Here is a 14,934-nt window from a genome sequence, read left to right as displayed (position 1 = left end):
ATTAAGATTATTTTAATTTTGCCGTTTCATAAACAAAAGCCGTGAAATCAGCATTACTACCGCAGTTCCGACAAGTATCTGCAACGGGTACAAAAGTACGCTTTCACTTGGAATAATCATACTCAAAATTGTCAATGCTCCGGCAGGCGGAATGTACATTTTTGTGCAGTAAATAATTACAAGCATTATCGCCGTGGCTGTCAATGCAGCAACTGTCAACGGCAATCCAAGCGTCATATTCAGCACATATCTTGAAACCGCCCCGACAAATGCACAGGCTGTTATCAGCAAAACCGTCTTTACCGGCTTGTTGCGAGCCTTATTTTTCGCACGGGAAAATTCCGTAAACGCCACAAGCAGCGGCGGTGCAATTGCAAATTTAAAGCCCGACCAAATTGCGAAGAATCCCACAACGGCAACACAGATTATTCTTACGGCTGTGTCAATCACATCGCTCTTTGTGTGCAAGTTTTCCGGCTGAAAATCCTCTTTATCTCTTATTTTAACTTTCAAAAGAAATCTGCGGAATAATACAACCGCAACCGTCAGCAAAAATGCGGCAATCGGGTATATAAAGCTCTCAGTCTGCATCATAACGGGCAACACAATTGCCGAAATCATCGGTGCAAATGTTGTTCCCGAAAGCATAAAGAGAATTTGTGCAAATACAAATGCAATCAATATTTCAAGATAAAGCCCGACTTTTATGTATCGGACTGTCAGCACACCCGCAACAGCGCAAATCGCAATTAACGCAATCATTCGGCTGTCATTGACTTTCCAACCTTGCTTTTGTGTAACCATATAGCCAATTGCAAGTGCCGTTATTTCAGGAAAGATTATCTCCCCCTCATCCAATATTTCCGCAACAAAAGTCATTATACCGACAAGTATAAGCGTTAATACGTACGGTAATGCGTTTTTAAATGCTTTTGTCGAATTCAGTTTACTCATTTTTTATATTTCTGCCCACTTTTCATTTCAAACTAACAGCACTATTATATCATAAATCTGTCAACATTAACAGAAAATTTATTCACAGAATTTTAGCTTTCTGAGTTGTAAATAGATGTGGCCCAAACAGTTATTCTGATTGATTCAAATCCGATAGCAAAACCGTTTTCTTTTGTTGAAGCGTACTTACCGTTTTTATTCTTTATACAGCCGTCAAAGCTGTTTGTCATCAAAATAAAAAATACGGCACAGAGGATTTCCTGCCTACTGTGCCGTATTTGATGCGGTTTTATTACGGATTGTTAATTATTACTTATCTTTAATTTTTGCGGAATGCTTTTTGAGCTTATCAAATGCCGTTACTCCTTTCATAACGCCGCCGCTGATGAACAGCAATGCAATCCACAACATAAGGCTGCCGTTGTCGCCTGTCTGAGGGGATTTTGAACTGTCAGGCAGCTTAGCCGTTACGGTATCAGTCTTTTTGATTTCTTTGGTCGCTGCTTCGTCGCTGTAATACTTGTTGCAGGCCTCGCAATACCAATATTCAACATTGCCCTCGGCATCCTTAGTCGCAGTCTTTGCTTCTATGTGTCTGAGGTCGGCATGACTTGCTCCGTCAATCTCGCCGTACGGCTCATTGCATATCTCGCATACAGCTTTTTCGGTGCAGGTAGCTTTTCCGCCGGAGTGGTTGGTAATCCCCTTGCCACAGTAGTCACAGATATGATTTTTATCCGTGTCTTCGTGTTCAGAGATTATCTTTTCGCAGTAGTCACAGATATGATTTTTATCCTTATCTACATGCTCAGAGATTATCTTCTCGCAGTAATCACAAATATGATTTTTATCTGCGTCTTCGTGTTCAGAGATTGTCTTTTCGCAGTAGTCACAGATATGATTTTTATCCGTATCATTATGCAGACATACATATCCGCACTCTCGGCACACACCGTCTTTCCACTCGTGTGCTTCACTTTCCACAATCACAGCGCCACAGCAGTTCCATTTTTGTTCGTGAACAAAAGCGGTTCTTGTCGTCCACTCCTGTACACCGCCCTCGTGGTTTGTTCCGTCAGGTTCTCCGTAGGCTTTACCGCAGACATCACATACCGCCTTTTTGGTACAGGTGGCATTGCCGCCTGAGCAATTTTCGGTTTCAAACACATCGCATCCGTCCACGATACATTTTCGGGTATGCTTACCGTCATTGTCAGATACCCATTCGCCAAAGGTATGACCGTTGTTGACTGTTACGGTCATCTCTGCATTATTGCCCGCTTTGTCGGTGACAACTATCTTCTGCTCATCGTTTGTCGGGGGGAGAACAAAACCTCCGTCTGCATCAAGCGTAACCACCGTGCCGTTTACGGTAACGGTATCAACATTCTTCTCATCAACAGTAACGGTTTGTGCCTCACAATAGGTCTTGCCGTTCTCAATACCGCTGATTACAGGCTGAATATTATCAAGCGTTATACGGTCGGAGCGAAGGTATGTTATGTTAATATTTTCATCAACAAGCATTACATAAATAATATATTCTCCGTTGGGTTCTATGCGGAACGGTTCTTCATATGCACGGAATACAAGAGAGTTCAGTTCAGCCTCGGAAAGCTCCTTATCTGTTACCAAATAGGATACAAACACAACTCCGCTATTATCAACGGCATTTATAGTTACTTCCTGTGTATCCTTGAAGAATATGCCAAAGGTAAGCTCGTTTAAGAATTCATTCCATTTATTCGTGCCTATTATAATTTCGCCCGTCGGCTTTTCGGTATCTCTCCACCGTGCCGTGATTGTAATGTTTTCGGCAGGCATGGTTTCGGGGATTTCCTTATCCCAACCCTTAAAGGTATAACCTTTTCTTGTCGGATTGTCAGGGGCGGTAATTTCTGTACCGTAGTCCTGTGTAATGGGTGCAATCTCACTTCCGCCGTTGGTATCAAAGGTTATTGTGTACTGATTGATTTTCCATTGTGCTTTAACCGTCATATTCTCCGCCGGCATGGTTTCGGGGATTTCCTTATCCCAGCCCTTAAAGGTGTAACCTTTTCTTGTCGGGTTGTCAGGGGCGGTAATTTCCGTACCGTAGTCCTGTGTAATTGGTGCAATCTCACTTCCGCCGTTGGTATCAAAGGTTATTGTGTACTGATTGATTTTCCATTGTGCTTTAACCGTCATATTCTCCGCCGGCATGGTTTTGGGGATTTCCTTATCCCAGCCCTTAAAGGTATAACCCTTTCTTGTCGGATTGTCAGGGGCGGTAATTTCTGTACCGTAATCCTGAGTAATGGGTGCAATCTCACTTCCGCCGTTGGTATCAAAGGTTATTGTGTACTGATTGATTTCCCATTGTGCTTTAACCGTCATATTCTCCGCCGGCATGGTTTCGGGGATTTCCTTATCCCAGCCCTTAAAGGTATAACCCTTTCTTGTCGGATTGTCAGGGGCGGTAATTTCTGTACCGTAATCCTGAGTAATGGGTGCAATCTCACTTCCGCCGTTGGTATCAAAGGTTATTGTGTACTGATTGATTTCCCATTGTGCTTTAACCGTCATATTCTCCGCCGGCATGGTTTCGGGGATTTCCTTATCCCAGCCCTTAAAGGTATAACCTTTTCTTGTCGGATTGTCAGGGGCGGTAATTTCTGTACCGTAATCCTGAGTAATGGGTGCAATTTCACTTCCGCCGTTGGTATCAAAGGTTATTGTGTATTTATTCGTATTCCACACGGGATAGAGCGTCAGTGCCTCGTTTTTGGTATAAATATCTTTAAAGTCATATACCTTTTCGCCTCCGTCAACGGTTGACCAGCCTACTTGCGTGTAGCCCACGCGGGTGAACAAAGCGCCGCGCAGGGTAAGAATATTGTTGTGGGGTTTCATATCCGTCACCGCACTGCCGGCGCCGTATGTGCCGGGGAGGTAAATCACCTCATAGTCTCCAGTGATCGAAAGCATGGAAACATCGGCAGGTACGGTATCGCCGGGTTTATAGCAGTTCCCATTTTCATCCGACCAATACAGCTGCGCGTCTTCCGAAATGCCGTCCGGGCGGGGCAGTCCTTCGGCAGAGGGTGCAGTAAAGCTCTCGCTGCTTTTCACAATGATTTGAATATCCTCGGAGCTGCCGCCGAGCGTTCCGCCGCCAAGGTCAAGTGTAACGACCTTCAGCCCGTCAGAACCCAGTGTGTCAGGGTTCAGGACTTCAAGGACAGGGCGGAAACCGACGCTCGGGTCGGAGTACGTAGCATCGCAGTTGATCCAGAAGCGGGGCGAAGCGCACCCGCGAACCGCACGGCGCGACGCGTTGCGAGAAACAGTATCCTGTCCCCACAAATACAAATACATATCATTCCAGTTTTGGATATATCCGCTGTTCTTATTCAGCATCGTGTCCCATTCGTTGCTTTGGGGCACGCCGCGTTCGGAATTGCCCAAACCTATAAAGTTACTTCCCACAGACGGTGCGCGCAGGGTATAGTCCACGCCGCCGCTGGCATAATCTTTGCCGAAAATCAGACTTTTCGTATTTAAGTCATCCCAGCTTACCGTATGCGTTACGACATAGTCCGCAATGAATAGGCTGTGGGGATATTTATTCTTCTGAGCATACTCCTCGGTGGTTGCCATTTCCGATGTGAGCTTATAAGCGTTGACCGTGCCTGCATAGGTAAAAGGCACATAATGAAGTGTGCTGTCAGGCAAATTGCTGTTTACCGTTCCCGAAATATTCATTGCCGACAGGTCAAAATAGTATCTGCCGCCGGGGGTAAGGGAAAACTGTTCTGATAAAGCAAACTGCGCCGTGAGCTTGGTAACGTCCGCCGGAACACTGGCACCGGGCGCGTAGAGCTTACCGTTGCTTCCGAGCCACATGAAGTAGCTGCCTGTATTTCCGTCTGGGCGGGTAATGCCGTCGGACGCAGGCGCGGCAAAGCTCTCGCTGCTTTTCACAACGATTTGAATATCCTCGGAGCTGCCGCCGAGCGTTCCGCCGCCAAGGTCAAGGGTAACGACCTTCAGTCCGTCAGAGCTCAGTGTGTCAGGGTTCAGGATTTCAAGCACGGGGCGGAAACTGACGAGCGGGAGGAAGTCCGTAGCATCGTCGTCGTTCCAGCGTCGGCCCGAATCGTACCCGCGAATCGCACGGAGCGACGAGTTGTATCTTGTTGTGTCCTGCCCCCACGAAAATATGCCATTCCAGTTTTTGATGTAGCCGCTGTCCTTGTCCAGTATCCTGTCCCATTCGTTGCTTTGGGGCGTACCGCGTTCTGAATCACCCGAGCCTCTGTTATCACTTCCCACGGACGGCGCACGCAGCGTATAGTCCACGCCGTCGCTGGCATAATTTTTGCCGAAAATCAGACCTGCGGTATTCAGGTCATCCCAGCTTACCGTATGCGTTACGGCATAGTCCGCAATGAATAGGCTGTGGGGATATTTATTCTTCTGAGCATACTCCTCGGTGGTTGCCATTTCCGATGTGAGCTTATAAGCGTTGACCGTGCCTGCATAGGTAAAAGGCACATAATGAAGTGTGCTGTCCGGCAGATTGCTGTTTACCGTTCCGGGAATATCCATTGCCGAAAGGTCAAAATAGTATCTGCCGCCGGGGGTGAGGGTAAACTGCTCGTCAGGCTGACTTTCCACCGTCAGCGTGACATCCGCAAAAGCACTTGCAAGGTCGGTCTTGCAGTCACCGTTATACTGCTCGCTGAAGACCTTCATGGTATAGTCGCCCGGTGCAATGTCAGACGGGACTTTGATTTCAACCGTTCCGCTTTCGGCAGTAGGCTGTGCTACTCTGCCGTAATACTGTGCGCCATTGTTATCCGCCAGGATGACAGAGATATATTCATTTTTCCCTGTGGTCGCCCCTTTGTAATTCAGCGTAACGGTATCGTCGGGGGCGGCGCTGACAGTTTTTTCCGTCACGGCAAAATTGCGTCTACTATCTAAAAGCGTCAGCTTCCACTCGTTTCCGCTGTATTCGGGAATCGGGGTCAATCCTCCGTCAGGCTTTCCGCCCACAGCGGCAGATGCAAAAAGGACAGAGTTCAGATTTAAGTTAAAAGCGGGACGAACAGTCCGATGATTATTGAAAATGAGCATAGTGTACCCAGAGTATTCGACAGAACCATCACTACGCACGACGGCGACATTATATTTATTGGAGCCGGGGGAGCGCAGCCACCAAGCGGTTGTCACCCAATTCGGATGTGCAGGATTCAAGGCACGCAGATCGTTGTTTACAACAATAGCCTCTTTTGCGGAAAGTGGCCAGAATACAGCGTTATCCACCTGCCCTCCCGCTACACAGTCGGTATTCTCTCCGTCGTAACTTCCGCTTGTAAGCGCCCGTTTCTTTACGGCAGCATTTTCTTCTGTCGTCAGCTTTTCCGCAAGCGCATCTATTGTGGCTTTCAAATTACTCGGTGCGTATTCGTTGTTTAATATGGTATCGGCAAATGGTATAACTCCCATATCGCCTGCCGCGAGCAGGGTAATATCCCCTTGTGCGCTTGTAACACCGCTTCCGTCATAGCCGATAACTCGCCATGCAGCGGGATTATTTTCATGGTTTTGCCCGAAATACACAGTCGGTGCGGTCGCTGTGTTTACATTTTTACTTAACACACTTAGTGCATCTGCACCAAGCTGTATCGCAGCAGAGCCCTCTGTACCAACCTCCTCGGCGAATACGCTTATCGGCGTAAGGCAGAGCGTCATGCATAAAGTCAGCAGGATACTAAGTATTCGTTTTTTCATTTTTCGCCACCTCCGTTATATGAATTTAATCAAGAGCGGTTATTGTAATAGTGCCTCTGAAGCCACCGAGATAAGTATTGTATGCCGAATTTTCAAACCACAACTGCAATGTAATGTCTTTATTTGACGCATCATACATTCTGTTGAAATTAAAGGAATGTTGATCATTGGTATACGGTATTTTTGCCCCGTCCCTTTTTATTCGTGTAAGCTCCCTGCACAGATCGTCATCATAACCGTCTGTCATCTGAATAGAGTAATTGCCGCTGTTGTTAAATTCGTTTGAACCAACTTCGAGAGAACCGCTTAAGCAGACATTGTAAATATGTCCTTTTTTGAGGGTAATATTATTCCTGTAGGATGAAATCAAGCCGCCCTTGTTTATTTTTTCGTAGACAGAAATATTGACACGACTGTTATTCAGTACTGTCCTTGGAGCGTTTGCCTCTCCGTAAAAATACCCCGAACAGCTGCCGTTCTGACCTGCGTCACCCTTGTCGCCTTTATCTCCTTTGTCACCCTTTTCGCCTTTTTCACCGATGTCTCCTTTGTCTCCTTTTTCACCGTCAACTCCTGTGGCTTTCACTCCCGTATCGGTCGTTCCAATCCACCAGTTGCCGTTTTCACCGATGAACGGGGTATTTCCGTCTTTGCCGTCAGCGCCGTTTTGTCCGTTTGTTCCGTCTTTACCACCGGCACCGTCTTTGCCGTCAACACCATCTTTACCGTCAACACCGTCTTTGCCGTTTATACCATCCTTACCGTCTGCGCCGTCAAGCCCTCTCAAAATTGAAAGATCGTAAAGGTTAAGCCATATTTCATCGCCGACATAACGCCATTGCAGGTTATTTTCATTTACACGGAACTCCGGTGTTTTTCCGTTTGCTCCGTCCTTACCGTTCTCTCCGGCATCTCCTTTATCTCCCTTGTCGCCTTTTTCACCGTCAACACCTGCGGCTTTTACGCCAATGTCGGTCACTCCGAGCCACCAGTTGCCGTTTTCACCGATGAACGGCGTATCACCGTTTTTGCCGTCAATACCATCGACACCGTTTTTTCCGTCGATTCCGTCTTTTCCGTCAAGACCTTTCAAATTTGAAAGATCGTAAAGATTTAGCCATATTTCATCGCTGACATAACGCCATTGAAGATTGTTTTCATTTACACGGAACTCCGGTGTTTTTCCGTTTGCTCCATCTTTACCGTTCTGCCCTGTGGGTCCTTTTATATCGGAAATGGCAACAAGGTTTTGCCAGTTTTCTCCCTCATAGCGCCACTGTATATATTCTGTTGTTCTTTGTACCTCTATGTTTTTGCCGTCAAGACCGTTTTTTCCGTCAATGCCGTCTTTGCCGTCAGTACCATCTTTACCGTCAGTGCCGTTTATTCCGTCAACACCGTTTTTGCCGTCAGCACCGTCTTTGCCGTCAATGCCATCTTTGCCGTCAATGCCGTTTTTACCGTCAAGGCCGTTCTTTCCGTCAGTGCCGTCTTTGCCGTCAAGACCGTTTTTGCCGTCAATGCCATCTTTGCCGTCAGCACCGTCTTTTCCGTCAACACCGTCTTTTCCGTCAGTACCGTTCTTTCCGTCAGTGCCGTTCTTTCCGTCAGCACCGTTTATTCCGTCAGTGCCATTTTTGCCGTCAGTACCATCTTTACCGTTAAGACCGTCTTTTCCGTTAGTACCGTCTTTACCGTTAAGACCGTTCTTTCCATCAATGCCATCTTTGCCGTCAGTACCGTCTTTGCCGTTAAGACCGTTCTTTCCGTCAGTACCATCTTTGCCGTTAAGACCGTTCTTTCCGTTAGTACCGTCTTTACCGTTAAGACCGTTCTTTCCGTCAGCACCGTCTTTGCCGTTAAGACCGTCTTTACCGTCAGTGCCGTTTATTCCGTCCTTGCCGTTTTCTCCGACAGCACCTCTGAGCGTGTTAAGAGCTACAAGATCGTGCCATTCCTCTTCGGCGGCATCTCTCCATTGGATTGCTGTGCCGTTATTTCGCACCTCCGGCAACAGGGTTTTGCTATTTTCCGCCTTGCTGCATACGGCAGCAAATACAATGCAAAGTACGATGCAAAGCACAAGACAGAGTGCGGTGGTAATACAGTATATTCGTTTTTTCATTTATCATTGCCTCCTCTCAAATATTGTGAACGGTATTTATCAGTAAACAGGGCAACACCCTGTTTTAAGACCTCCATTTGGGTTCTTAAATAATATTCATCCTCAAACATAGCATAATGTACACAGGCACGGACAAATATAAAAATCAGCGGTGTAATCACCGTGTACGGAATGCCGATTTTCGGCTCAAGCCGCTTTGCATACTCGGTATAGCGCTCATTCACCCCCTCAAAGAATTTCTTGCCGTGTTCAATATATTTCGGATGGGTATAGACCTGATACATAAGCCGATATTTCTTGCCGTGCTTCTTTGCTGTCCAATACGGAACCTCTTTCACAAATCGAACAACATCCTTCGGGTCGGTGGGAGCTTTTTCCATAAAATCATCCTCGACCTTTTCCATACAGTATGCAGTTGATTCAATAATCAGTTCATCAACACTGTTGAAATAGGAATACAGATTTCCCGTTGTACAGCCGCACGCTGCCGCCAAAGCCTTGATGCCCGTACCTGTCAGCCCATTTTCAGCATAGCATTCAAAGCATTTTTCCATCATTTCACGCTTACGCTCGTTGTGCTGTTCCTCTGTTGTTCTCATAAAGTTCGCTTCCTTTTATTAACTAATCAATCAATTAATTATAGTATAGCACAGAGTTACAGCAATTTCAACAACTAAATAAGAAAAAATCGCAAAATATTAAATTTTTATCACATCTGTCGGAAACTTTACTGCTATAGCAGTACCCTTTTCCGAACTTTCTTCCACACGAACTTTACCATTGTGCAGTGCAACGATTTCCCACACCAAAGAAAGTCCCAATCCTACGCCGCCGTATTCTCTGCTTCGGGATTTATCCACACGAAAGAAGGGCTGAAAAATACTTTCTCTGTATTGTTCGGGGATGCCGTAGCCGGTATCCGCAACCGTAATAACAAGCTGATTGTCTTTGTGCATTACGGTAATATTCACTGTACCGTCAAAACGGTTGTAGCGTATAGCGTTTTCGGTCAGATTATATAACAAACGGTAAATCAGCGTGTCACTGCCTGTCATAACAGCGTCGCCCGTGCTTTCAAGTGTAACGTTGTTTTTCTCTGCAAGGGGTGCAAGGTCAGTGAAAATCTCTTCTACCATAGGACCTATCTCTATGCGGTCGGCACACGATACTGTGCGCAGCTCGCTCATTTCCAACAGGGTTTTTGTCATTTGCGTCATTCGTTCGGTCTGCTCACGCAACAATCGGAGAAACTCCGCCGTTTCAGGCGATACCTCGGGATGCTCTGCCGAAAAAAGTTCAAGCTGTGCCTGCATAAGCGAAAGCGGCGTGCGCAACTCATGTGCGGCGTTTCCCGTGAACTGTCGTTGAGCGGTAAATCCATCATCAAGACGGTCAAGCATCCGATTGAACGACTTGACAAACTGTCTCAGTTCAGGCGGAACTTCTTCGGTTATCTTCATATCCGTCAAATTGTTAGGTTGAACCTTTTCAACCCGAGCGGTAAAAGTACGCAGAGGCTTCAGTGCATGCCCGCTTAAAAAATACGCAAGCACACCGCCTAACAATGTTGCCGCCGCCGTAATATACCAATTGGTAGCGATAAAGGATTCCTGTGCTCCGTTAATTACAATAGTCAATTCACGATCAAGCTTTTCGTGTTCGGGATCGAAAAAGTCAGGTTCTCCTTTGTCCGTATCACCGTAACCTGTAACATAAGAGCCTATGGAATCCATGTAATGACTGCCGGAATAGCCGATAAGAACATTCATAAAAATGCAGGTGGCTCCGATAAGAAGTGCTGTCATCAGAGTTATGCGCCATTGCAAGGATAGCTTTTTCATACTTTTTCTTCCTCCATAACATATCCTTCACCAATGCGATTGCGAATCGGGTCATAGCCGAGTACCGCACGCAGTTTCTTTCGTAATGCAGAAATATGTACTCTTATTGAATTGCTGAAATTGTCAACACTGTTATCCCAAACATGGTCGAGCAGTTCTTCCTGACTGACGGGGCGGCCTTGATTAAGAAGTAAATATTCAAGTATTCCGATTTCTTTTCGGGTAAGTGACAGCTCCTGACCGTCAGCAACGGCAACACGGGCTTTGGTGTCAAAAGCAACCTTTCCACAGTTCAAAACAACATTGTTTTGTGTAAACCGCCGGCGAGTCAGACTGCGTATTCTTGCCTCAAGCTCCTCCAAATGAAAAGGCTTTGTCAGGTAATCGTTTGCTCCGGCATCCAACCCCTCCACCTTGTCGGCAACCTCACAGCGTGCCGAAAGAATTAACACTCCGGTATCTCTGTCGGTTTGTCGCAGAGTTCGCAGTACCGTCATCCCGTCTGCACCGGGTAAATTCAGATCAAGTAAAACAAGATCGTACTTTTCTATTCCGAGCAACTCATTTGCTTTGTTTCCGTCATAACAAAAATCAACGCTGTATGCCAATCTTTTAAGGCTGCGAACAATTGTCTCGCACAGCGCACGCTCGTCTTCAATTACTAAAATACGCATAGAAACTCTCCTTGTTGTGTTTTCATATTTCTTTGATAATTTAATTATACATTATATCGCTCAGACATAAAGTTTTTGTTAAGTTTTCGTTCTTAACAGGGATTTTACATCCTCTGTGCTACAATGAGAGCACAAAAGAAAGGAGTGACCGAATTGACTCGAAAGAAAAAAGCCGTATTTCAGATCGTACTGATTATCTGCGGAATTATGATGCTGTGTTACGGAGCTCTGCGTGGAGAGGCAGAAACCGTGTTAAGCAAGGCAATCCGGCTGTGTTTGGAGTGTGTGGGAATTGGATAACAAAGAACCGAAGAAAAAAAGAGGCGGTGTATCGCAGTTCCTCTCACGCTTTCGATGGCTTATTCAAGCAGGAGCAACTTTGCTGAGTAATATTCATCTGCCGAATTTATTGAAGGGCAGAATTTATCAAGGCAAAGGAAAGGCTGTTTGCGTTCCGGGACTGAATTGCTATTCCTGCCCTGCGGCATCGGGCGCCTGCCCAATCGGCTCGTTTCAGGCTGTGGTGGGTTCGTCAAAATTCAGTTTTTCATATTATATCACAGGATTCCTCATATTGATAGGAGTTCTGCTCGGGCGTTTTATCTGCGGTTTTTTGTGTCCGTTCGGATGGCTTCAGGAACTGTTACATAAGATACCGACAAAAAAGCTTTCCACTAAAAAGCTGAAGCCGCTGACATACATAAAATATGCAGTTTTGCTTTTTGCTGTAGGTTTGCTGCCAATGCTCATTACAAACGATGTGGGTATGGGAGATCCTTTTTTCTGTAAGTATCTTTGTCCTCAAGGAGTACTCGAGGGGGCAATCCCTCTTGCCGCCATTGATTCGGGAATCCGTGCCGCACTGGGTACGCTCTTTTCGTGGAAGCTGGGCATATTGATTACGGTAATCGTACTGAGTGTACTTTTCTACAGACCGTTCTGCAAGTGGCTGTGTCCTCTCGGTGCATTTTATGCATTGCTTAACAAGGTGTCGCTTTTCGGAATGAAAGTAGACAAACACAAATGCATTTCCTGCGGAAAGTGTGCCAAAGTATGCAAGATGGATGTAGATGTAACCAAAACTCCCGACCACACCGAATGCATACGCTGTGGTAAGTGTATCCGTGCCTGTCCTGCCAAGGCGGTCAGCTTTCGCTACGGCTTTGGCAAAGGAAAAGAAAATGATTGTCCCGCTGAAAAAGCGGAAACAGCAAAACAAAAAATTGAAACAGAAATTGAAACAGAAAAGGAGTAAACACCATGAAAACAACAAAAATTTTAACCTTACTGACTGCCTTGATGATGTTGTTAAGCTTTGCCGCCTGTGGCACAAACAAAGGCAATACGACGAATACTACCGCAAATAAGAAAAGCGAAACGGCTATGCTGACAGCTGTGAATCCGAAAACAAAAGACGAGGCCGCCGACCTGCATCAAAAACTGATGGCACAGGAAAATGCTATTCTTTCCGAAAACAGCAAGCTTTGGGAAAAGGTATTTGCTTCAGCCGATAAAAGTATGGCGATGAATGAGGACGGCAAAAACTACGGCGATTTTCTTCTGAAAACGATTGACGGTATCAAGGATCAGTTCAGTGCAGATGAGTTGAAACTGCTTAATAAAGGCGCCGAAGAGATTAAGGAAATTGAAGGAAAGCTGACAGTTTTGGAACAAAAATTTCCCGGATGCGGAGAAAAACCGTCTGATGGAGATATGAGCGTTCCGGCTGAAAACGGTAAGCCCATCGAAAAGGATAATCTGATGAAATTCCCGACATTTGACGGCAAGGATCTTGACGGAAACAAAGTTAAGAGCAGTACGCTTTTTGCAAAAAATACCGTTACTATAGTAAACTTCTGGTTTACCACCTGCAATCCCTGCGTGGAAGAACTTGCCGACCTGGAAGCTCTGAATAAACAGCTTGCAAAAAAAGGCGGAGCAGTAGTCGGAATCAATTCATTTACACTTGACGGTGACAAAACGGCTATCTCTGACGCAAAGAATATTCTGGCAAAAAAGGGTGTGACCTACAAAAACATTTGGTTTGATTCAAAAAGTAAAGCCGGAGAATTCACATCCGGATTGTACTCCTACCCCACAACTTATGTTGTTGATAAAAACGGTAATATTGTAGGAGAGCCGATTGTCGGTGCAATAACCTCCGAAAAGCAGTCTGAAAAGCTGCAAAAGTTGATTGATCAGGCAATTGCAAACAGCAAGAACTGATGTGTGCCCTGTCCCTACAAAGTATCAATAATGCATATTTTCAGGTTCTGTAAATTTTACATATAGATTCCAACAAATATGCCAATAATTAAGCCCATATAATTTTTCGTACAACAAAACCTCCTGCAACGGATTTTACTCTGTGCAGGAGGTTTATTCTTATTTCGATATTTTATATTTCATCATTATATCTCTATAAAAATTTTTACATAGCTGTAAAGCTGTTTATCATCACAATAAATTTGTATTCTGTTCAAGCATTAAATTTCCCGTTGTACAGCCGCACGCTGCCGCCAAAGCCTTGATACCCGTACCTGTCAGCCCATTTTCAGCATAGCATTCAAAGCATTTTTCCATCATTTCACGCTTACGCTCGTTGTGCTGTTCCTCTGTTGTCCTCATAAAGTTCGCTTCCTTTTATTAACTAATCAATCAATTAACTAAAGTATAGCATAGAGCTACGGCAAATTCAAGAACTTACTCAGAAAAATACAGATAAATTTTAAAAACACAGCCGCCAATTACTCAGTGAGCATTGACGGCTGTGTTGTATATATATATTTATTTATTGAATTTTTTCCTTGAACATCATCAGAAAGCTTACAAGAAGCAGTCCGCATGAAATCCAGATTATATGCATTCCAAACGATAACGAAAGATTTCCGCCCAAACCTGCACCAAGGGCAAAGAAAAATATTACTCCGAAATAATACATTGCCTGTCTGAGCTGTTCGGGCTTTCTTTCGTGAATAAAACCCGACAAAGCTGCCGTACCGCTTCTCAAATTGCCTATGCACATTGTGCTTGCATAAGAATATCCTCTGACCTTTCTGAAGGTCTGTACCTGCATTGCACAGGAGAAGGATACAATTACCGCCGCAATAGTATTCATACTCTTCGGCATAAAACCGACTGCAAATAATATGAGAATTTCAAACAAAAGTATCCCCTGCCGCCAATGTATCTTTTTGAAATACTTGAACTTTTTCTGTATCAAATCGGCAACAAGAACACCTAACGCAAACGCAAGAATAGGAAAAAGATATTTAAGTCCCTCTTCCCACTTTCCTGTCATAAAATTCGTACTCATAAGCACAACATTGCCTGTCTGCGCGTTTGCAAATACTCCGTCACGGGTAAAATATGTATACGCATCCTGAAATCCGCCTGATAACGCAAGAAATATGCAATTCCTAAATGCCTCAGACATCTGTCGTGTCGGCTCAAGTTCCTTAAAAAAACTTCTTATCCTAAACACAATACTCAACTCCGAACCTATGTGCTAATCTACGCGACACAACACCGAACACAATTCAGCGGCTCGGTGTTGCACAAT

At 45.2% G+C, this 14,934-nt stretch carries 11 protein-coding genes; 3 read left to right on the top strand and 8 right to left on the bottom strand.

The window, feature by feature from the left end; genetic code table 11:
* Positions 1-12: 12 nt before the first annotated feature.
* The 6 genes from QDI94_RS02290 to QDI94_RS02265 all read right to left on the bottom strand — a co-directional run bounded on the left by QDI94_RS02290 (position 13) and on the right by QDI94_RS02265 (position 11,372).
* Positions 13-954: a hypothetical protein gene (locus tag QDI94_RS02290; protein ID WP_278866775.1), complete on the bottom strand. Its 942-nt coding sequence runs from the start codon at positions 952-954 to the stop codon at positions 13-15.
* A gap of 309 nt (positions 955-1,263) precedes the next feature.
* Positions 1,264-6,732, bottom strand: a complete 5,469-nt coding sequence (locus QDI94_RS02285; RefSeq protein ID WP_278866773.1) for an InlB B-repeat-containing protein — start codon at positions 6,730-6,732, stop codon at positions 1,264-1,266.
* A gap of 25 nt (positions 6,733-6,757) precedes the next feature.
* Complete coding sequence (locus QDI94_RS02280) at positions 6,758-8,857, bottom strand: collagen-like domain-containing protein (protein ID WP_278866772.1); 2,100 nt, start codon at positions 8,855-8,857, stop codon at positions 6,758-6,760.
* Positions 8,854-9,456, bottom strand: a complete 603-nt coding sequence (locus QDI94_RS02275) for a TetR/AcrR family transcriptional regulator (protein WP_278866770.1) — start codon at positions 9,454-9,456, stop codon at positions 8,854-8,856. The genes QDI94_RS02280 and QDI94_RS02275 overlap by 4 nt, the downstream gene beginning before the upstream one ends.
* A gap of 99 nt (positions 9,457-9,555) precedes the next feature.
* Positions 9,556-10,698, bottom strand: coding sequence for a sensor histidine kinase (locus QDI94_RS02270; protein ID WP_278866768.1), 1,143 nt, complete (start codon positions 10,696-10,698; stop codon positions 9,556-9,558).
* Positions 10,695-11,372: a response regulator transcription factor gene (locus QDI94_RS02265; RefSeq protein ID WP_101029632.1), complete on the bottom strand. Its 678-nt coding sequence runs from the start codon at positions 11,370-11,372 to the stop codon at positions 10,695-10,697. Before QDI94_RS02265 ends, QDI94_RS02270 begins: the two co-directional genes overlap by 4 nt.
* Before the next feature lie 123 nt (positions 11,373-11,495).
* On the opposite strand from QDI94_RS02265, the gene QDI94_RS02260 reads away from it, so the two are divergent.
* Genes QDI94_RS02260 through QDI94_RS02250 form a run of 3 tightly spaced genes read left to right on the top strand, consistent with a single transcriptional unit; the run spans position 11,496 to position 13,598 of the window.
* Complete coding sequence (locus tag QDI94_RS02260; RefSeq protein WP_046433783.1) at positions 11,496-11,672, top strand: CD1871A family CXXC motif-containing protein; 177 nt, start codon at positions 11,496-11,498, stop codon at positions 11,670-11,672.
* Positions 11,665-12,627, top strand: coding sequence for a 4Fe-4S binding protein (locus tag QDI94_RS02255; protein WP_278866763.1), 963 nt, complete (start codon positions 11,665-11,667; stop codon positions 12,625-12,627). The genes QDI94_RS02260 and QDI94_RS02255 overlap by 8 nt, the downstream gene beginning before the upstream one ends.
* A 5-nt stretch (positions 12,628-12,632) precedes the next feature.
* Positions 12,633-13,598 (top strand): TlpA disulfide reductase family protein, encoded by a 966-nt coding sequence (locus tag QDI94_RS02250; RefSeq protein WP_278866761.1) that lies wholly within the window; start codon positions 12,633-12,635, stop codon positions 13,596-13,598.
* A 231-nt stretch (positions 13,599-13,829) separates the two neighbouring features.
* Here the strand turns inward: QDI94_RS02250 and QDI94_RS02245 are convergent, their stop codons facing one another.
* Entirely contained in the window at positions 13,830-14,000 is a 171-nt protein-coding gene (locus tag QDI94_RS02245; protein WP_278476090.1) for a hypothetical protein, read from the bottom strand.
* 163 nt (positions 14,001-14,163) lie between these two features.
* Positions 14,164-14,856: a YoaK family protein gene (locus QDI94_RS02240; RefSeq protein ID WP_341460954.1), complete on the bottom strand. Its 693-nt coding sequence runs from the start codon at positions 14,854-14,856 to the stop codon at positions 14,164-14,166.
* Positions 14,857-14,934: the final 78 nt, after the last annotated feature.

Origin of the sequence: Ruminococcus bromii, from assembly GCF_928721825.1 — a bacterium.
Taxonomy (GTDB): domain Bacteria; phylum Bacillota; class Clostridia; order Oscillospirales; family Acutalibacteraceae; genus Ruminococcoides; species Ruminococcoides bromii.
This window is presented reverse-complemented; position numbering and strand designations above follow the sequence as displayed.

What these genes read in the sequence shown, in the direction of transcription:
- QDI94_RS02285 (WP_278866773.1), bottom strand. Translation starts at nt 6,732, where the DNA reads ATGAAAAAACGAATACTTAGTATCCTGCTGACTTTATGCATGACGCTC.
- QDI94_RS02260 (WP_046433783.1), top strand. Translation starts at nt 11,496, where the DNA reads ATGAGAGCACAAAAGAAAGGAGTGACCGAATTGACTCGAAAGAAAAAA.
- QDI94_RS02290 (WP_278866775.1), bottom strand. Translation starts at nt 954, where the DNA reads ATGAGTAAACTGAATTCGACAAAAGCATTTAAAAACGCATTACCGTAC.
- QDI94_RS02275 (WP_278866770.1), bottom strand. Translation starts at nt 9,456, where the DNA reads ATGAGAACAACAGAGGAACAGCACAACGAGCGTAAGCGTGAAATGATG.
- QDI94_RS02245 (WP_278476090.1), bottom strand. Translation starts at nt 14,000, where the DNA reads ATGAGGACAACAGAGGAACAGCACAACGAGCGTAAGCGTGAAATGATG.
- QDI94_RS02265 (WP_101029632.1), bottom strand. Translation starts at nt 11,372, where the DNA reads ATGCGTATTTTAGTAATTGAAGACGAGCGTGCGCTGTGCGAGACAATT.
- QDI94_RS02250 (WP_278866761.1), top strand. Translation starts at nt 12,633, where the DNA reads ATGAAAACAACAAAAATTTTAACCTTACTGACTGCCTTGATGATGTTG.
- QDI94_RS02270 (WP_278866768.1), bottom strand. Translation starts at nt 10,698, where the DNA reads ATGAAAAAGCTATCCTTGCAATGGCGCATAACTCTGATGACAGCACTT.
- QDI94_RS02280 (WP_278866772.1), bottom strand. Translation starts at nt 8,857, where the DNA reads ATGAAAAAACGAATATACTGTATTACCACCGCACTCTGTCTTGTGCTT.